This is a genomic window from Sandaracinomonas limnophila, from assembly GCF_004005965.1.
Lineage (GTDB): Bacteria > Bacteroidota > Bacteroidia > Cytophagales > Spirosomataceae > Sandaracinomonas > Sandaracinomonas limnophila.
In genome coordinates this window covers 528,290-546,142 of record NZ_SACY01000003.1, presented here as the reverse complement: position 1 = coordinate 546,142, position 17,853 = coordinate 528,290, and the positions used below count along the sequence as shown (strand labels likewise).

General features: G+C 36.1%; 16 protein-coding genes. 4 read left to right on the top strand and 12 right to left on the bottom strand.

Going from position 1 to position 17,853, the window contains the following annotated elements:
• The first annotated feature begins 1 nt into the window (after nt 1).
• A complete protein-coding gene (locus tag EOJ36_RS08540) occupies nt 2–1,828 on the top strand; it encodes an ABC transporter ATP-binding protein (protein ID WP_127804339.1) in 1,827 nt (608 codons plus the stop codon).
• A 1-nt stretch (nt 1,829) separates the two neighbouring features.
• Here EOJ36_RS08540 and EOJ36_RS08535 read toward each other — a convergent pair whose 3' ends face one another.
• The 4 genes from EOJ36_RS08535 to EOJ36_RS08520 all read right to left on the bottom strand — a co-directional run bounded on the left by EOJ36_RS08535 (nt 1,830) and on the right by EOJ36_RS08520 (nt 5,134).
• A complete protein-coding gene (locus tag EOJ36_RS08535) occupies nt 1,830–2,774 on the bottom strand; it encodes a M15 family metallopeptidase (protein ID WP_127804337.1) in 945 nt (314 codons plus the stop codon).
• The gene (locus tag EOJ36_RS08530) at nt 2,774–3,409 is read right to left on the bottom strand and encodes a LysM peptidoglycan-binding domain-containing protein (RefSeq protein WP_127804335.1); all 636 of its coding nucleotides are present in this window, start codon (nt 3,407–3,409) and stop codon (nt 2,774–2,776) included. Before EOJ36_RS08530 ends, EOJ36_RS08535 begins: the two co-directional genes overlap by 1 nt.
• 3 nt (nt 3,410–3,412) lie before the next feature.
• Nucleotides 3,413–3,898 (bottom strand): 5-(carboxyamino)imidazole ribonucleotide mutase, encoded by a 486-nt coding sequence (purE, locus tag EOJ36_RS08525; RefSeq protein WP_127804333.1) that lies wholly within the window; start codon nt 3,896–3,898, stop codon nt 3,413–3,415.
• Between the two features lie 87 nt (nt 3,899–3,985).
• The gene (locus EOJ36_RS08520; RefSeq protein WP_127804331.1) at nt 3,986–5,134 is read right to left on the bottom strand and encodes a 5-(carboxyamino)imidazole ribonucleotide synthase; all 1,149 of its coding nucleotides are present in this window, start codon (nt 5,132–5,134) and stop codon (nt 3,986–3,988) included.
• Between the two features lie 109 nt (nt 5,135–5,243).
• On the opposite strand from EOJ36_RS08520, the gene EOJ36_RS08515 reads away from it, so the two are divergent.
• Nucleotides 5,244–5,795 (top strand): DUF6580 family putative transport protein, encoded by a 552-nt coding sequence (locus EOJ36_RS08515; protein WP_127804329.1) that lies wholly within the window; start codon nt 5,244–5,246, stop codon nt 5,793–5,795.
• Here the strand turns inward: EOJ36_RS08515 and EOJ36_RS08510 are convergent.
• From EOJ36_RS08510 to rsmH, 7 genes are all read right to left on the bottom strand, one after another.
• Nucleotides 5,792–7,069 carry a metal-dependent hydrolase family protein gene (locus tag EOJ36_RS08510; RefSeq protein WP_127804327.1) on the bottom strand — a complete coding sequence of 426 codons (1,278 nt, stop codon included), beginning with the start codon at nt 7,067–7,069 and terminating at the stop codon, nt 5,792–5,794. The two genes, EOJ36_RS08515 and EOJ36_RS08510, sit on opposite strands and share 4 nt — an antisense overlap.
• Nucleotides 7,070–7,073: 4 nt before the next feature.
• A complete protein-coding gene (locus EOJ36_RS08505; RefSeq protein ID WP_127804325.1) occupies nt 7,074–8,309 on the bottom strand; it encodes a 3-phosphoshikimate 1-carboxyvinyltransferase in 1,236 nt (411 codons plus the stop codon).
• A 12-nt stretch (nt 8,310–8,321) separates the two neighbouring features.
• Nucleotides 8,322–9,506 carry a phospho-N-acetylmuramoyl-pentapeptide-transferase gene (mraY, locus tag EOJ36_RS08500; RefSeq protein WP_127804323.1) on the bottom strand — a complete coding sequence of 395 codons (1,185 nt, stop codon included), beginning with the start codon at nt 9,504–9,506 and terminating at the stop codon, nt 8,322–8,324.
• A gap of 65 nt (nt 9,507–9,571) precedes the next feature.
• A complete protein-coding gene (locus tag EOJ36_RS08495) occupies nt 9,572–11,017 on the bottom strand; it encodes a UDP-N-acetylmuramoyl-L-alanyl-D-glutamate--2,6-diaminopimelate ligase (RefSeq protein ID WP_127804321.1) in 1,446 nt (481 codons plus the stop codon).
• A gap of 1 nt (nt 11,018) precedes the next feature.
• Nucleotides 11,019–13,061 (bottom strand): penicillin-binding protein, encoded by a 2,043-nt coding sequence (locus tag EOJ36_RS08490; RefSeq protein WP_164847875.1) that lies wholly within the window; start codon nt 13,059–13,061, stop codon nt 11,019–11,021.
• Between the two features lie 94 nt (nt 13,062–13,155).
• Complete coding sequence (locus EOJ36_RS08485) at nt 13,156–13,539, bottom strand: FtsL-like putative cell division protein (RefSeq protein ID WP_127804317.1); 384 nt, start codon at nt 13,537–13,539, stop codon at nt 13,156–13,158.
• Nucleotide 13,540: 1 nt separating this feature from the next.
• A complete protein-coding gene (gene rsmH / locus EOJ36_RS08480) occupies nt 13,541–14,449 on the bottom strand; it encodes a 16S rRNA (cytosine(1402)-N(4))-methyltransferase RsmH (protein ID WP_127804315.1) in 909 nt (302 codons plus the stop codon).
• A 134-nt stretch (nt 14,450–14,583) separates the two neighbouring features.
• On the opposite strand from rsmH, the gene EOJ36_RS08475 reads away from it, so the two are divergent.
• Both EOJ36_RS08475 and EOJ36_RS08470 read left to right on the top strand, forming a co-directional pair.
• On the top strand, nt 14,584–15,807 hold the full coding sequence (locus tag EOJ36_RS08475; RefSeq protein WP_127804313.1) for a peroxiredoxin family protein: 1,224 nt from the start codon (nt 14,584–14,586) through the stop codon (nt 15,805–15,807).
• Between the two features lie 4 nt (nt 15,808–15,811).
• The gene (locus EOJ36_RS08470) at nt 15,812–16,507 is read left to right on the top strand and encodes a phosphatase PAP2 family protein (protein ID WP_164847874.1); all 696 of its coding nucleotides are present in this window, start codon (nt 15,812–15,814) and stop codon (nt 16,505–16,507) included.
• On the opposite strand, the gene nhaD is transcribed toward EOJ36_RS08470, so the two are convergent.
• Nucleotides 16,499–17,758 carry a sodium:proton antiporter NhaD gene (gene nhaD / locus EOJ36_RS08465; protein ID WP_127804309.1) on the bottom strand — a complete coding sequence of 420 codons (1,260 nt, stop codon included), beginning with the start codon at nt 17,756–17,758 and terminating at the stop codon, nt 16,499–16,501. The two genes, EOJ36_RS08470 and nhaD, sit on opposite strands and share 9 nt — an antisense overlap.
• Between the last annotated feature and the right edge of the window lie 95 nt (nt 17,759–17,853).

Here is a 17,853-nt window from a genome sequence, read left to right as displayed (position 1 = left end):
TTTGAAAACATACCTACGACTTATTACGTACACCCAATCTATCCGCAAATATATTTTGCCTTATTTTGGATTTTCTCTTTTAGGTAGTTTATTTGGAATCTTGAATTTCACTTTGTTGATCCCCTTGTTGAATGTTTTATTCAATCAAACATCAAATCTCAATTATCAAAAATATTTAACATTACCTGCCTTCGACTTTAGTCCTAGTTATTTCACGTTTCTGTTCAATCATTATTTCTATTCAAGTTTGGAGGAATATGGCCGTATGGGAGCTTTGAAATATGCTTGTATGGCAATTATGGTTTCTGTTTTTTTGGCAAATTTCTTCAAGTATTTTTCTCAAAGGACCTTGGTTGCAGTTGGTGCTGATACGATTGCCTCATTGCGACAAGCAGTATTTGAAAAAGCAGTTCGTTTGGATTTAGGTTATTTTAGCGAGCAAAGAAAGGGTGATTTGATGGCTCGTCTCACTACCGATGTGCAGGAGGTGGAAAATTCAATAGGTCGTGCTTTTACTGCCATGTTTAAGGAGATTTTTTCGTTAATCATGTTTTTCATATTTCTGGCAAGCATGTCTTGGCAATTGACCTTATTCTCAATGCTAATTCTGCCCTTGTCTGGGGCTTTTATCGCTTTAATTGCCAGAAATTTGCGTAAAAGTTCAGGAAATGTGCAGAAATATTTGGGAGAATTAATTAGCCTTTTGGATGAAATATTTGGTTCAATGCGCGTCATAAAAGGTTTTCGAGCAGAGCCCAAAATGGATGAAAAGTTTTTGAGTGGAAATGATAAATATAAGGCATCTTTTATCTCCATGAGAAATCGACAAGAGTTGACTTCTCCGGTTTCGGAGGCCCTTGGTGTAACGGTCATTACAGGTATATTGCTATTTGGAGGTTCCTTGGTGATCAAAGGTGATGGGGGACTTCAAGCATCGACCTTTATTGCTTTTATTGCAACATTCTCTCAAGTGATGCGACCTGCAAAAGTTATTGCCGATGCATTTTCAGGGGTTCAGCGTGGTGTTGCTTCGGCGGAGCGAATTTTACATATCTTGGATACTGAAATTGAAATTAAGGTTCAAGAACCAGTTCTGGAGGTTAAAGAGATCCAAAAGGGTTTTGAGTTTAAAAATGTTTCTTTTGAATATATTTCAGGACGGAAGGTATTGAATAACGTTTCTTTTGAAATTCCTAAAGGTAAAACCATCGCTTTAGTAGGGCCTTCTGGTGGCGGGAAATCTACTATTGCTGATCTTTTGCCTCGTTTCTATGACCCTAGTTCAGGTGAAATTTTATTGGATGGCAAATCGATTAAAAATCTTCCTTTGGATCAATTGAGGGGTTTTATGGGAATCGTTACACAAGAATCTGTATTATTTAATGATACTATTTTTAATAATATTGCCTTTGGATTAAATGCAAGCCTTGAGCAAGTAGTGGAGGCTGCACGAATTGCCAATGCGCATGACTTCATTATGGCCAATCCAGAAGGATACCAGTCTGTCATCGGAGATAGAGGGGGAAAATTGTCGGGTGGTCAAAGACAGCGAATTTCCATTGCTCGTGCCATTTTACATAATCCTTCAGTTCTGATTTTGGACGAAGCCACTAGTGCCCTAGATAATGAATCAGAGCAATTAGTTCAGGCTGCCTTAACTAATTTAATTCAAGACAGAACAGTTTTGGTGATTGCTCATCGTTTAACTACTATTCAAAATGCAGATCAAATTTTGGTAGTGCAACAGGGAGAAATTGTTGAAAAAGGAACGCATTTGGAGCTCATGGAAATCAAGGATGGGGTTTACCGTAGACTTAGTCAAGGATAAATTATCGAATCTCCCAAAAATAGTTTAAATCACCTTTTCGAATCAAAAACCATTTTTCTTTGGAATGGTAAAGAAATACAGGATTTGTTTCCTTTTTTGCCTGTAACCATTCTAGCAGTTTTTCATTTTGTGGAATCGGAATTGCAAAACCACTGATTTTCTTTAGTTCTGGGTTAATTTTTTCAAGGGTTTGAATCAACTGATAGGTGTCTTGTAATTTTGCTTCTGTTCCTTTTTCTACCCCCGATTGATAGGTCTCTTTGAAATGATTTAGATAAGGTAAATACTCAAAGGCAGTCAAAGGGAATTTTATTAAAAAATCCGAAGTGTTTTCAAAATATTGAATGTGCCCAGCATCAGGAAAGCCAATGAAATCGCCACCCCAAAATAGGCCAATTGATTTGGCTTGTTGCCCCAATTGAGAATAAATGGCTCCTTTTCTTAAATATCTTTTCCCTCTGTAAATCCCCAAATCTAGGGCAAAGCCAAAGTTGTGTAAGGAGAGGGGGAGTTTAGATTTTCCTTTTTTCAACAGCGCTGCTTGGGTTTGTAGAGTTCTATATTCAGATGTGTACTTTATTTTGTAGGGCTTTTTAGGAAAGATTTTCAAAAGTGAATCACTTAGGACTTTAAAATGGGTGTGGGTACTGTCTAAATAAAAATCCCAATATTGATGAATGGGAATGCATAAATTAATCAACCTATTAACAAAAATAGCATAATTGTCAGTATTTATTTTAATAGTTGTTGAACTATCTAAATGATTCCAATGCCAATTTTCTAAGCTATCGATATAGCCTAAATGGATTTCTTTTGGATTAATGGAAGGAAGGTTTGATTTTGAATGTCCCCAAATGAGTATATTTTGCCAAGTTTGATTCGGGATTTCTTGTGCCTTACTATAAAAAACTAAAAAGAGGAAAAATAGAATTAATCGAAACCTCATTATTTAAGGGGGATAATTAATTCCTCCCCTCTAACCGTAATGTCTTCTGTTTTATGGTTAACCGACATCAGTGATTGTTTGGAAACCTTGTATTTTTCAGCAACTACACGTAAAATATCTCCTTTGCCTACTATGTGTATAGCTTTCACCTTGACTTTTACTTTTGTAACACCAATTTTAATTCCCTCTGGTTTTAGGTCTGGATTCAATGCTTTTAATTGGTCAGAACTGATGCCAAATCGGTTGGCAATACCTAGGAAGGTTTCTCCTTTTTGAACTGTGTACGAATAATCTTTTCCTTCTGGTAAATTAGTTGTCTCTTCTGGAACTTCTTCCTGCTCTGCTTCTTTTTTCTGTGCTGCTAAGTCCGTTGAATCTTTTTTTGCCTGATTTTCTGCATCTTCATCAGTAGTATTTTCAACAGTTGTCGTGTTTAATGTAGTGGCATCTTCCAAAAGGGTTTCGTCTGCATCTACATTTTTTTCTGCTTTTGCTAATGCCTGTTTGTTGGGACCTAGGAAATTTTCATAACCTATAAAAAGTAAAGCAATGATTGTCCCAATCAATACCAAAAGGGTTATGAATGGTAATTTTTGATTTTCAGAATCTTTGATAAATGAAAATGGATTTTTCATTGATTAGATGCTTTTTTTAGTTTTTTCACTCATTTCTGCTACTTTTTCAATCAATGATTCCTTGTAGCTTTCGTATTTTTTTGCCAAATCTTCATTGCCAATGGCTAACATTTGTATCGCTAAAAGTCCAGCATTTTTGGATGCATTTAATGCAACAGTTGCCACTGGAACACCATTGGGCATTTGTAAAATGGATAGGACAGAATCCCAGCCGTCTATGGAATTTGAGCTTTTTACTGGCACTCCTATGACAGGTAATATTGTTGCAGATGCCACCATTCCCGGTAAATGTGCAGCTCCACCAGCCCCTGCAATGATTACTTGAATACCTCTTGATTTGGCATCCTGCGCGTATTTTAACATTTTTACAGGTGTACGATGTGCCGAAACAATATCTACTTCGTAGCTTACCCCAAATTCTTTGCAAACCTCTATGGCGTCTTGCATTACTGGCAAATCTGAGCTACTGCCCATTATTATTCCTATCATTGTTTTGTTTTTTTTCTATTCCCAGGGTTTGTAACCCTGGGCTATAGATGTGGCACCCCTCTGGGGTGTTGTTGTATGTTTTTTTATTTAATTTTCAACTTTCCACTTTCCACTTTCCACTTTCAATTTCTCTTTTACCACATTCGCTTTATTCACAATGTCTTCTCTGCTGTGTCCTAAAATAGTTACATGTCCCATTTTACGGAAAGGTTTTGTTATTTTTTTGCCATATAAAAAGGGATAAACACCCTCAATGGCTAAACATTCTTCCAATCCTATATATTTTGCAGGTCCTTCAAATCCCTCAGAACCTAAAATGTTAACCATACCTGAAAACAATTCGGCGCTGGTATCTCCCAACGGTAAATTGGCAATGGCTCTCAAATGTTGTTCATATTGTGAGGTTGCATTTCCTCGGATGGTCTGATGTCCCGAATTGTGCGGTCTTGGTGCTATTTCATTTATTAAAACCTCGCCTTCTTTCGTTAGAAACATCTCAACCGCCAAAACACCCACCAATTCCATTTTAGCAATTAAATCAATCGCAATTTTTTGCGCTTTTTCTTCAATTTTGCTGCTGATTTCGGCCGGTGAAACCAAAAACTCTACCAAGTTTTGAATCGGATGAAAAACCATTTCAACGGTTGGAAATGATTTTATTTCTCCTTTAGGATTTCGAGCAACAATAACTGCCAATTCTTTTTCAAAGTCTATGGCCTTTTCTAAAAGTCCTGGTGCATCAAATCCTTTAGATATATCATCTGTATGAGCAATTAGTTGCACTCCTTTACCATCATACCCCCCTTTGCCTAATTTGTGAAAGGCTGGGAAAAAATCAGTATGATTCATTAATTCAGCTTGATTTTCAGTTAATCTAAAATCTGCCGTTGGAAATCCATTTTCTTTGAAAAAGGTCTTTTGTAGCCTTTTGTCTTGAATCATTCGGAGTAAATGAGGTTGGGGAAATACGTTTACTCCTTCCTTTTCTAATTGTTCAAGTGCATCAATATTTACATGCTCAATTTCGATGGTAACCAAATCTTTATCTTTGCCAAACTGATAAACGGTTTCGAAATCTTTAAAAGAACCAACAACGAATTTATTGGCCAGTGTATGACAGGAAGCCGTCGGATCTGGATCTAAACAATCGATTTCAAAATCTAAATCGATGGCTGCTTGTAGCAACATTCGACCTAATTGTCCACCTCCTAATATTCCGATTTTGGGTAATGCCATATAATATCTTACCAATGAATGGGCAAAATTACGTCTTTTGTTTTACCTTTGGAAATTATTTCAGGTCTTAGCGAATAAAATCAGAAATTTAAATTGAAATTCTATGACAATGAGAACCCTTATACTTCTGGCATTTTTACTAATTGCAGTTTTAAGTCGTTTTGCAATTATGGCAGGACCGCAATGGGCAAATTTTTCCCCAATGGGAGCGATGGCTTTGTTTGCAGGTTATTATTTTAAGGATAAAAAATGGTCTGTAATTTATAGTCTTTTGGCCCTTTGGATTTCCAATCTTTTGTTGAATAATTTATTATACCAAAATTATTACAAAGAATTTTCATGGGGATTTAGTTCTTCTCAATTCTTGATTTTCTACGGAATAACTGTTATAGGTGCATGGTTTTCTTCAAAAAAAGCAAATTTTGTAAATGTCCTTTCCCTGAATTCCTTCACGGCAATTGGCTTTTTTATAATTTCTAACTTGTGGGTCTGGGCATTTAGTTCAGAAGTAGTTTATACCAAGAATTTCCAAGGACTTATTTCTTGTTTTGTAAATGCTATACCGTTTTTCCCTAATACCCTTTTTAGCCAATTGTTTTTTGGCATTGTATTTTTTGGGGCCTATGAATGGTTGAAAAGACGTGTAAAGGAATTGGCTTAGTTTTTATAAACTTTTCCTTCTTTCATTACAAATTTGACTTGAGTCATTGTTTTGATATTGTCCTGCGGGTTTTCATCAACTGCAATAATATCTGCAAATTTTCCTGTTTCAATTGTGCCTAAAACCTCGCTTTGGCCCAAAAGTTCTGCAGCATTTACAGTAGCAGCTTGAATAGTTTCTAATGCTGGCATTCCTGCCTCTTGCATCAACTGAAACTCTAAGGCATTTTTTCCATGACCAAAAACACCAGCATCTGTTCCAAAGGCAATTTTTACACCAGCTTTGTAAGCTTTACCAAAGGTCGACTGAATTTTAGGCCCAATTTCTAAGGCTTTTTTACGGACCATCTCTGGGTAATAGCCAGGTTTTTGAGCTGAATCAGCAGTTGAACGACCTGCTATAACTGTAGGTACATAATAGGTACCGTATTTTTTCATTAAGTCCATGGTTTGCTCATCCATGAATGTCCCGTGTTCAATGGAACTTACTCCACCTCGAATAGCTCTTTGCATTCCTTCAACCCCATGAGCATGTGCAGCAACTTTGAATCCATAATCTTTGGCAGTTGAAACAATAGCCTTGATTTCTTCTTCTGTGAATTGAGCACCCATTCCATCTTTAGCATAACTTAATACACCACCAGTTGAGGTAATTTTAATTAAATCTGACCCTTCTTTGTAACGCTGACGAACTGCTTTTGCCGCATCCCTTGTTCCATTTACTACGCCGTCTTCTGGTCCTAAATCCTTTTTGAAGGTTTCATTTAATCCATTTGAATCATCTGCATGGCCACCCGTAGAACCTAATGCCACTCCAGCTGTAAACACTCTCGGTCCATCTATCAATCCTCTATTTATGGCATTTCGTAAGGAAATAACCACATGAGAACCACCCAAGTCGCGCACTGTAGTAAATCCAGCCATTAAGTTTCTCTTGGCAAACACCAAAGCCTGATATGCCACATCACCCGGATTTTTAGTAAACCTATCTAAATATGCATTGGGATTTGATTCACTTTCTAAGTGGACATGCATATCAATCAATCCCGGCATGACAGTTTTTGATTTTAAATCAATAATTTGATCAGAAGAATTTCCTTTTCTATAACCGTTTTCAAGTCCTACGATTTTTTTTCCTTCTACCACGATGGTCATTTTTTCTAAAACCTTTAAGTTTTTAGTATCTATCAATTTGCCACAATGGATAATTGTTTTTTGCGCAAATGTGAAAAGGCCAATTAGGCAAAATGACAAAAGTAAAAGGGATTTTTTCATCGTTTTATTCGGTTTTTAAGATGAGCTGAATGTGTTTCCAAAAGCTTGGGTACGATTTATTGACAACCTCAGGCTCATTAATGATGATTTCTTGAACAACCCCAACAGGCGCAAATGCCATAGCCATCCGGTGGTCGTCGTAGGTGTCAATTACAGGGGTTTGTTGACTAATTTCAAATGTACTGTTTACTTGGTATTTGTGGTTTTTTTCTACTTCTACCAAAGTTGCATTCAATTTCAAAAGTTCGTTTTGAAGGGCTAAAACTCGATCAGTTTCTTTTACTTTCAAGGACTCTAAACCTGTTAAAGTCAAAGGAATTTTTTTAATAGCAGCCACCACACATATAGTTTGGGCAAGATCTGGACAATCTGTAAAATCCCAAGCTAATTCATTCTTCGGTTCAACCTTCGTCAATAAATAACCTTTGCCAGTGAAGGTACTTTTAACCCCTAAAGGCAACATAATATCCTTTATGGCTGCATCTCCTTGGAGTGAATTTTCTTTCAAACCTAATAATTCCAGACTACTACTTGGGTCAGGCGATAATGCCACCAAGGAATACCAATAACTAGCCCCTGACCAATCAGATTCAACTGCAAAAGAAGTAGCTTGGTAGGCTTGAGCTGGAATATAAATTTCACCTTTTTCCCATCGAGTTTCTGCGGAAATTCCAAAATGGTTCATTTGGGCAAGAGTCATCTCAATATAAGGCTTGGAACCTAAACTTCCAGTTATTTGTAAAGTTAAACCTTCTGGTAATAGCGGAGCCACCATCAAGATGGCTGAAATAAATTGAGAACTTACATCTCCTCTTATTCGAATAATATTCTTTCCAGAATAGGTAAATCCCTTTAGTTGCAAGGGTGGATACCCCTCTTTATTTACATAATCTATTTGTGCTCCTAATTCTTTCAATGCTTCCACCAAAATCCCTATAGGCCTTTCACACATTCTTGGGGTACCATTCATTAATTTTTGCTGACCAGTAATTGCATAATAGGCAGTTAAGAATCGCATGGTTGTTCCAGCATCTAACACATTCGCCTCTGAACCATTTTCTGCTAGCAATCGTATCATGGTTTGTGTATCTCTGGCTTCTGCCAAATTACTCACAGCTGATAACTCTCCGCCTGCTAACGCATTGATAATTAATGCACGATTACTTTCTGATTTAGAAGCCGGTAAGGGTATATTTTCTTGAAATGAATTAGATCTTGGAAATAAACGAATTGTACTCAAAATAAGGGTTGCTTAACGCAATTTAAGGGTTACTAAAGATAATACTGCTAATATGATGCCAACGATGAAAAAGCGAGTTACGATTTTTGCCTCGTGGTAATTTTTCTTTTGAAAATGGTGATGGAGAGGGGACATTAAAAATATTCTTCGACCTTCTCCGTATTTCTTCTTGGTGTATTTAAAATAAGCAACCTGAATTATTACGGATAAATTTTCTACTAAAAAGATGCCACACAATACAGGAATTAACATTTCTTTTCTAATTACAATTGCTAAGGTGGCAATTACTCCGCCCAACATCAAACTTCCTGTATCTCCCATAAAAACCTGTGCCGGATACGTATTATACCATAAAAATCCAATACAAGCTCCTACAAATGCCGCACAAAATATGGCCAGTTCGCCAGAGTAGGGGATAAACATTACATTTAAGTATTGTGAAATAACCTTGTTTCCTGAAACATAAGCCAAAATGGCCAAGGCAATACCGATAATTACTGAGGTCCCAGCGGCTAATCCATCTAGGCCATCGGTAATATTTGCACCATTTGAAACGGCCGTAATTATAAATATTACTACTAAAATATATACAATCCAAACATATTGATCCGGAATGAAATCAGGAAGCAACATGTTATAATCGAATTGATTATCTTTTAAAAATGGGACTGTTGTTAACAAAGATTTCGAGTCATGAAAAGTTTGATCAGCATTGAAGAAGCGCACTTTTACATAATCATTAAAATACATTGTTCCGCCAACAATGATACCCAATCCAATTTGTCCAACTATTTTGAATTTTCCGGAAAGTCCATCTTTGTTCTTTTTGAAAACCTTGATATAATCGTCAGCAAATCCTACTGCGCCGAGCCAAATTGCAGAAATAAGCAATAAAACGATATAAACATTGGTTATTTTGGCAAATAAAATAGTTGGGATTATCAAAGAAAGCAAAATAATAAAGCCCCCCATGGTTGGCGTTCCTTTTTTTGCCATTTGACCTTCTAAGCCCAAATCACGAATTTCTTCACCAATCTGTAATCTTTGTAGGCGATATATGACAGCTTTTCCCCAAATAGCCGCAATTCCCAATGATGTGATAATTGCTGCAAATGCTCTAAAGGTAATGTATTGAAAAACCCCCGCTCCCGGAACATTTAATTGTTTGTCTAAATATTCAAATAGGTAATAAAGCATAGCCTTGGGTTTTTGAATTGAAAGAACAAAAATGCAAAAAAAATCCTAAAATTCCTTATTTAAGCCTAAAGCCATTTGTTTACCTCTTCTTTGTCATCAAAATGATGCTTTACTCCTTGAATATCTTGGTAAGTCTCATGACCTTTCCCCGCCACTAAAACAATGTCATTGGCTTGTGCAATTTCACTTATTGCCTTTTCAATTGCTAAATGTCTGTCCGAAATGATTTTATAAGCCAATTTCTTTTCTTTAGGGATGCCAGCTTCCATTTGAGACAAAATAACCTCCGGATTCTCTAATCGAGGATTATCAGATGTTAAAACAACATAATCACTCAATTGAGCAGATATTTCTGCCATAATGGGTCTTTTTCCGCTATCTCGATTACCACCACAACCTACAACTGTTATTATTTTCTGCGTTTTATTCCGAATTGCCTGAATGGTTTTAAGAACATTTTCTAAAGCATCTGGTGTGTGTGCATAATCTACAATGGCCATTTTACCATCCCTACCAACAAATTGTTCAAATCGGCCTGGGGCAGTTCGAAGGGTAGATAATTGTAAGATTACTTCCTCTTGTTTTTCACCTAATAAAATCGCCGTTGCATAAATGCATAATAAATTATAGGCATTAAAATTGCCAATCAATTGGGCATGAAAAGTTTTTTTGTCGAAATCCAACTGAAGTCCAGTGATCTCATTTGCCAAAACTTTCCCTTTGAAGTCGGCAATATTTAAAATCCCGAAGGTCTTTTTTTGTGCCTTCGTATTTTGTAGCATTACCTCTCCTCGCTTGTCATCCACATTCGTTAAGGCAAATGAATCTTTGCCCAATGCGTCAAAAAATCCTTTTTTTGCCTTAATGTATTCGTCAAATGTTTGATGAAAGTCTAAATGATCTCGAGTAATATTGGAAAAAATCCCCACTTTAAAGGTTAGTCCATGTATTCTCTTCTGAACCACCGCATGAGAACTTACCTCCATGAAAATATGCGTACAGCCAGCTTGGACCATCTCTGCTAACAATTTATTTAATTGCAATGCATCAGGGGTGGTGTGAGTTGAAGGAATTATTTGCCCATTTATTTTATTTTGAACGGTTGAAATTAGGCCGCAACGGTTTCCCAGCTGTGTGAATAAATCATATAATAAAGTTACTGTGGTTGTTTTCCCATTTGTGCCAGTTATTCCCACCAAATTAACTTTTTGGGAAGGATTTCCATAAAAGGATTTGGCTGCCTCAGCCAATGCCTCATTGGCATCTTTAACCTGGATTATAGAAATATTGGCGGGGATGTTATCAGGCATTCTTTCAACGACAAAGGCCTTACAACCTGATTCAATTACTTGTGGAATAAATTGGTGCCCATCAACCTGCGTGCCCGGAATTGCAAAAAAAACACTGCCTTCCTTTGCTTGTCTTGAATCAAAACATAATGTTGAAATTTCTTGATTTTCACCTAAAGTTTGAATCGGATAATTGTTTGAAAATAATGAAAAAAAGTTCATATTAGTTCAGTTGAAGATCAATTTGTGCACCTTTTTGGTAAGGGCTACCAGCCACAAGTGTTTGAGAAATTACAACACCTTTTCCATGTGCTCTTACTTTTAGTCCTCTATTTTCTAAGGCAAAAATGGCATCTCTTAAATTCATTCCAATAACTGCTGGTACTGTTTTAGCAGGATTCGAAATAGCCTGATTGATTGCCATTTTTTTATCCAATGAAAACTTTACCCACTTGCCATCCGAGTCAAATTTAGGTAAGCCTAAACTTGAATATAAAATATCCTGATCAACAGGATGTAGTGTATGACTTAGTTTGTTATTATTTACAGAATCAGGTAAAATGCCGCTTAATTTTTTCTGCAATTTCATGTCTTGTGCATAAATATTGTCAGAAATTTCCTTGAAAACAGGAGCCGTTACTTGTCGAGAATTGGTTTCTTTAGTGCCACCTTCTGGGCTATCCATGGTTACTAAAACTGTATATTTTGGATTTTTTGCTGGGAAATAACCTACAAAAGTTACATAATATTTATTCGTATAACCCCCACCTGCAGCTACTTTTTGAGCAGTACCAGATTTTCCAGCAATTCCATACACAGAGCCTTTTATATTGGTGGCAGTACCTTGAGTAACCACACCCTCAAGCATGGTTTGGAGTTTACCTAAAGTTTTACTTGAACAGAGTGGGCTAGAATCTCTTTGTTGACTTTTAGTGTAGTCAATCATGATTTCTCCACCTCTTTTAGCATATTTAACAATTAAAGGTTGTACCCAATATCCTTTATTTGCAATTGCATTGTAGAAACTAATGATGGATAGAGGAGTATAACTTGTTGAATATCCTACTGCTGCCCAAAGCATATAACCTCCATGCCATTTACTTGGGTGAATAAATACAGGTTTTTCATTCGCAGATTTTATTTGAAATCCAATCGGATCAATTAAATGGAATTTTTTTAGGTAATCATAATATTTAGCACCTTTGCCTCCAAAAGTCCTTTGCATCAATTTCATGGTTCCGATATTCGAAGAACTCTCAATGATTTTTTCCACGGAAGCTGTTCCCATGGCATGGGAGTCAGACATCCACCTGCCAAAAAACATACATCTGTCCCCTCCAACATTAATCATTTCATTCAATTCCAAACCATCTTCTTCCATCATTGCCATCATGGAGGGTAATTTAAAAACTGAACCAGGGTCGTTTCTGGTATCGATGGCATGATTTTGTGTTTCCATGTAACCACTTGCTGATAAAGTGCTTTTTGACATATTCGACAAGGCCTTAATTTCACCTGTGGCTGTTTCCATGACAATTCCAACGGCATAGTTGCCTTTAAAGTTGGTCAAACCATTTTTCAATGCTGTTTCAACGATATCCTGAATGTTGATATCTATTGTAGTATGTAAATCATAGCCTGGAGTAGGGACCGTTTCTTCATTGTTTTCAATGGGTCTCCAAGTGTTTTTGTCCATCTTTTCAAATAAACCTACTCCTGCAATTCCACGTAATTCTTTATCGAATGCAGCTTCTAAACCTACAGCTTTTTTGTCTTTTAAATAGCCAATGGTTCGGTACGCCATTTGTCCAAAAGGAGCGTATCGCACATTAACCTTGTCAAAAACGACCCCAGTTTTCGTCGCATCACCTTTTCTTTCCCTAAAAAGTGGAAATTTTAAAATTCTTTTTCTTTCTTGAAAATCCAATAATCGATTATTAATCAATAGATACTTTTTCTTGTTTTTTCTAGCCAGATCAATTTTGTTTTTATATTCTTCCGGACTTTTATCTTTGTAGAAATCTGACAAAGCTGCAGCTAATGCATCAATATTTTTGTTATAAATAGTACTTCCTGGTTCTCTATTGTAAACCGTTGGGTCAATGCCTAATTTGTATTTGGGTAAAGAGGTAACCAATAAGCTTCCATCAGATGAGTAAATGTTTCCACGGGTGGCCACAATACTTCTTTCCTTTATGTAGGTATTTGCAGCCTCTTTTCTATATTCTTCTCCTTGAATAAAAATAATTTTAAATAGGAAGAACATTAGCAAGAAAAAAAACAAAGTTATTAAGAGAATAAATACTCTAAATCGATTATTTATTTCAGCCTTTATCCCTTTTGATCCTAAATTGGCCATTTTATTGTTCTTTGATTTCTTTGTTAATTACTAATTTTGTAGGCGGAATTAAGGAGGTGTTCATGCCATATTTTTTTACCTCTTCTGCCAAAAAACTTTGTTTGCTGGATTTCATGTATTCAGCCTTTTGAGTGGTGTAGTCTGCTCGCACCTCTTCCACTTCTGCTGTCACTTTGGCAATTTGGTGTATATTTCCATCGGCAAGGGTTGAATAATATATGTAGATAGTAATCAAACCTGTAAGGAATGCTAATTTTGCCAATAGACGTTTGGGTAATTGACCATTTGTCAAATGGTCAATATTGAACATTAGGTCCCAAATATCTCCAGAGGAAGGTCTTGAATTCCCCTTTGCTCCTGTTGAATTGTTTAAATTTTTTGCCATATCAATTCTTATATGCAATTCTTAATTTAGCACTTCTAGCGCGCGAATTCACTTTGTTTTCTTCGTCAGAGGCAACAATTGGTTTTCGAGTGACCGACTCCAAAGGCTTATTTACAACTCCAAATATATTTTTATCCTCCTTACCTTCAACATTGCCCGCTTTGATAAAGTTTTTAACCAAACGATCTTCCAAAGAATGAAAGGATAAAATAACCAGTCTGCCATCTTTTGCTAATACTCTAGGGCATTGCTCTAAGAATTCTTCAATAACCTGTAGCTCTTTATTAACCTCTATTCGTACAGCTTGAAATGCTTGTGCGAAATATTTAAATTCTCTATGTCGAGGGGCTAATTTATTTAAGATTTGTTTAAAATCTTCCGTTGTTTTTAAGGGTTTAACATTTCTTTGAAAAACAACCGCTTCAGCCAGAGTTTTAGCATTTTTTATCTCTCCATACATGCCAAAGATTTTTTGTAAATCCTTTGCAGTGTAATTATTTAAAACCTCTGCTGCATCCATAGATGCTGATGGACCCATCCGCATGTCTAATGGCCCTGAAAATCTAGTAGAAAAACCTCTTTCTGCTGCGTCCAATTGATGGGAAGAGACTCCGAAATCGGCCAAAATGCCATTAACTTCTTTAATCCCATGCACCCTCAGGTATTTTTCTAAATACCGGAAATTTGCAGTGATTAATAAAAAACGCTCATCATCTATTTTTTCTGCTTCTTGCCAAGCATCAGGGTCTTGGTCAAATGCTATTAATCTTCCTTCAGGACCTAATTTAGATAAGATGGCTTTTGAATGTCCACCTCCTCCAAACGTGACATCCACATAGACTCCATTCGGTTGAATATTTAGCCCTTCTAGGCATTCGTCCAGCATGATGGAAATATGGTAATTACTCACAGAAAAAAAATGGATGATTTACTATCAAATTTACAAAATTTGCCGATGCTTTACTTTATTTTTTTTCATTTTTGTCACATTTTTTTAAATGACTTTTCTTTTAAATTATCTTTACACTTTTAAATGAAAATTCAGTGAAGAAAATTAATTTAATTTGGCTTATTTGTTGCATAAGTTTTGCAAATTTTGGACAAAAAGCAATTCTGAAAGCAGGTCCTTGGAGAGGTGAAATTCGCAGTATTGGAGGTCAATTACCTTTTAATTTTATTTTAAAAAACGAAGTAAACGGAAAAATTCCGCTACAAATTCAGAATGGAGCTGAAAAGTTTTCTTTAGGGGATGCATTTTTCAGAAATGATTCCTTAGTGATTCCTTTTGATTTATATGATTCAGAATTAGTCTTCTCAATAAAATCCTCAGAACTTTTAAATGGCTTTTGGATAAAAAAACGAAATGGAAACGTTTTGGGAAAATTAGCTGTTGAAGCAAAATTTGGGTCTGAAGAAAGGTTTTTTGCAAATAACGTTTCAACAATTTCCGCTCAAGGCAAATGGAAAACTAATTTTTACGACGACCCCAACAAACCAAGTCTGGGTGTTGGTGTTTTTGAGCAATCGGGTAATAAGGTTACAGGCACATTTTTGCGTACCTCAGGAGATTACAGATTTTTACAAGGAAATATCATTGGAGACAGTTTGCTGATGAGTTATTTCGATGGATCTGCTGTGATGCTCATGAAGGCTAAAATTCAAAAAAACACCTTCTCGGGGATGTTCTATTCCGGACTTGCCGGCAAACGGGAAATTAAAGGTTTCTTAGACCCCAAGGCTTCTTTGCCTGATTTAAAAACCTTAACACAATTGAAATCAGGTTTCAATACCTTAAATTTCGCCTTGCCAAGTACTACAGGAGAAATCGTAAAATTGTCGGACGAAAAATTTAAAAATAAAGTGGTAGTCCTTGAACTAATGGGCTCTTGGTGTCCTAATTGCCTAGATGAGTCAAGGTACTTATCTCCTTTTTATAATAAAAATAAATCCAAAGGATTAGAAATGATTGGTTTAGCATTTGAATATTCAGCGGATATGGCAGTTTCTGGGCCAAAAATTGATAACTTTAGGAAAAAAGTTGGGATCAATTACCCAATTTTATTTGCCGGTCTTCCTAATGAAGAAACCATCGCGAAGGTCCTGCCCGAAATTGATAAATTAAATGGCTATCCTACTACTTTTATTATCGATAAAAAAGGGATAGTTCGTGAAATACATACAGGTTTCTCTGGTCCAGGAACGGGCCAATATTATCAGGATTGGATACATGAATTCGAAAAAACGATTCAAAAATTATTGAATGAATAAAAAGATGAAAAAAGTACTTATTTTATTGATTTTGTTGGGGATTCAATTTCAAAATTCTGCCCAATCCAGTTTGAAAAACAAAAATTGGTGGGTGATTCCAAGTACTTTGGTCGGTTTAGGAATTGTTGCAAGTTCAGACCAATTTAAACAAAATCAAGTAAGTTTTCATGACAATAATTTACAAAACTTCCACACAAATGCAGATGATTTTTTGCAATATACACCTATCTTGATAAATGTAGGATTGAGTTTGGCTTCAAGTGATAAAAAAAATAGGCAGGATAAATTAGCCCGATTTGCCATTGGAACTGTTTTATATGTGGGAATAACACAAGGTCTAAAAAGAACTTTGGAGATCAAGCGACCAGATGGCGGAGAACATTCATTTCCTTCTGGGCATACCACTACTGCCTTTTTTGGTGCACACCTGCTTGCAAAGGAGGTGAAAGATTCTCAACCCTGGTTGGCAGTGCTTGGATATGGATTGGCAACAACTACTGGTGCCCTTAGAGTTGCCAACAATGCACATTGGGTTTCAGATGTTTTGGTAGGTGCCGGCATCGGCATAGCTTCTGCAGAATTGGGCACAATGATTTGGGATAAATATAAATCAAAATTTCACAACAAACATGCTTTTCAATTGAACCCAATTGTTGGAAACCAGTTATATGCTGTACAATTAACCTGGGATCTAAATTAAGGCTAAATAGGTTAGAGCACCTGCAAGATATCCTAAAAATCCAATTAGAGTTATTTTTTTAAGATACCATCCAAAGGAGATGTTTTCCATTCCCATAACTGCAACTCCAGCTGCAGAGCCTATGATTAACAAACTACCTCCAGTGCCTGCACAAAACGCGATAAATTCCCAGAGTTGATGGTCTATTGGAAAATCTGTTATTGAGTACATTCCCATGGTAGCTGCAACCAAAGGAACATTGTCAACAATAGAAGATGCAATTCCAATCAGGATAACAATAATATTTTGGTTTCCCACAGTATTTTGTAAGAAAACAGCTAATTGTTCTAAATATCCTTGACTTTCTAAGGCTCCGATGGCCAATAAAATTCCCAAGAAAAACAAAATGCTTGAGGTGTCAATTTTTGAAAGCGCATGTGCAACTGATAAAGGTTTTTTTTCTTCCTCATCTTTTTCAGCATGAAGGATTTCAGAAATGATCCAAACAATTCCCAATGCCAATAAAATGCCCATGTAAGGAGGTAAGTGTGTAATTGTTTTAAAAATAGGAACTGCAATTAGGCTCAAAGAACCTGCCCAAAGCATTATATTTCCATCTTTTTCTTCACTTAAACTTAAGGTTTGCTCAGTAGCAGATATTCCTAATTTCATTTTTTTGACCTTAGAACTTAAAAAAAGTAGCGGTAATACTAGTGACACAATTGAGGGAAGGATAAGAGCTTTCATTATGCCAATAGCAGAAATTTGCCCACCTATCCATAACATTGTAGTAGTAACATCTCCAATGGGAGACCAAGCTCCGCCGGCATTTGCAGCAATGATGACTAAACCTGCATAATACATCCTTGTTTCCTTTTCCGAAATTAGTTTTCTCAGCAGAGTAATCATAACAATTGAGGTAGTAAGATTGTCTAAAAGTGCTGATAGAAAAAAGGTTGCAATTGCACTTATCCAAAGTAATTTAACTGGATTTTCTGTTTTAATTAATTTGCTAATTACTCGGAAGCCTTGGTGAGCATCAACTAATTCTACGATGGTCATTGCCCCTAAAAGAAAAAATAAAATTTCTGCTGAGGAGGCTAAATGGTGGGATAAACCATCAACTGCCGATTGCCCTTTTAACAAAGCAATTACTACCCAAACCAAAACACCTGTTACTAGTGCAGTGGCTGTTTTATTTAATTTTAATGGATGTTCTAAGGCAATTGCGAGGTAGCCTAAAATAAAAATTATAACTGCTAATATTTCCATATTCAAATATAAGGCTTTTAGTAAGGGATAAAAAAAATAGTGAAGGACTAACCCTCACTATTTATTTAAAATCATTTAAAGTTACAAGAATCTAG

Excerpts from the sequence above, each read along its gene's own strand:
- EOJ36_RS08485 (WP_127804317.1), bottom strand. The coding sequence starts at position 13,539 with ATGGCAAAAAATTTAAACAATTCAACAGGAGCAAAGGGGAATTCAAGA.
- purE (WP_127804333.1), bottom strand. The coding sequence starts at position 3,898 with ATGATAGGAATAATAATGGGCAGTAGCTCAGATTTGCCAGTAATGCAA.
- EOJ36_RS08510 (WP_127804327.1), bottom strand. The coding sequence starts at position 7,069 with ATGAAAAAATCCCTTTTACTTTTGTCATTTTGCCTAATTGGCCTTTTC.
- nhaD (WP_127804309.1), bottom strand. The coding sequence starts at position 17,758 with ATGGAAATATTAGCAGTTATAATTTTTATTTTAGGCTACCTCGCAATT.
- EOJ36_RS08490 (WP_164847875.1), bottom strand. The coding sequence starts at position 13,061 with ATGTTCTTCCTATTTAAAATTATTTTTATTCAAGGAGAAGAATATAGA.
- EOJ36_RS08535 (WP_127804337.1), bottom strand. The coding sequence starts at position 2,774 with ATGAGGTTTCGATTAATTCTATTTTTCCTCTTTTTAGTTTTTTATAGT.
- mraY (WP_127804323.1), bottom strand. The coding sequence starts at position 9,506 with ATGCTTTATTACCTATTTGAATATTTAGACAAACAATTAAATGTTCCG.
- EOJ36_RS08520 (WP_127804331.1), bottom strand. The coding sequence starts at position 5,134 with ATGGCATTACCCAAAATCGGAATATTAGGAGGTGGACAATTAGGTCGA.
- EOJ36_RS08515 (WP_127804329.1), top strand. The coding sequence starts at position 5,244 with ATGAGAACCCTTATACTTCTGGCATTTTTACTAATTGCAGTTTTAAGT.
- EOJ36_RS08470 (WP_164847874.1), top strand. The coding sequence starts at position 15,812 with ATGAAAAAAGTACTTATTTTATTGATTTTGTTGGGGATTCAATTTCAA.
- EOJ36_RS08530 (WP_127804335.1), bottom strand. The coding sequence starts at position 3,409 with ATGAAAAATCCATTTTCATTTATCAAAGATTCTGAAAATCAAAAATTA.
- EOJ36_RS08495 (WP_127804321.1), bottom strand. The coding sequence starts at position 11,017 with ATGAACTTTTTTTCATTATTTTCAAACAATTATCCGATTCAAACTTTA.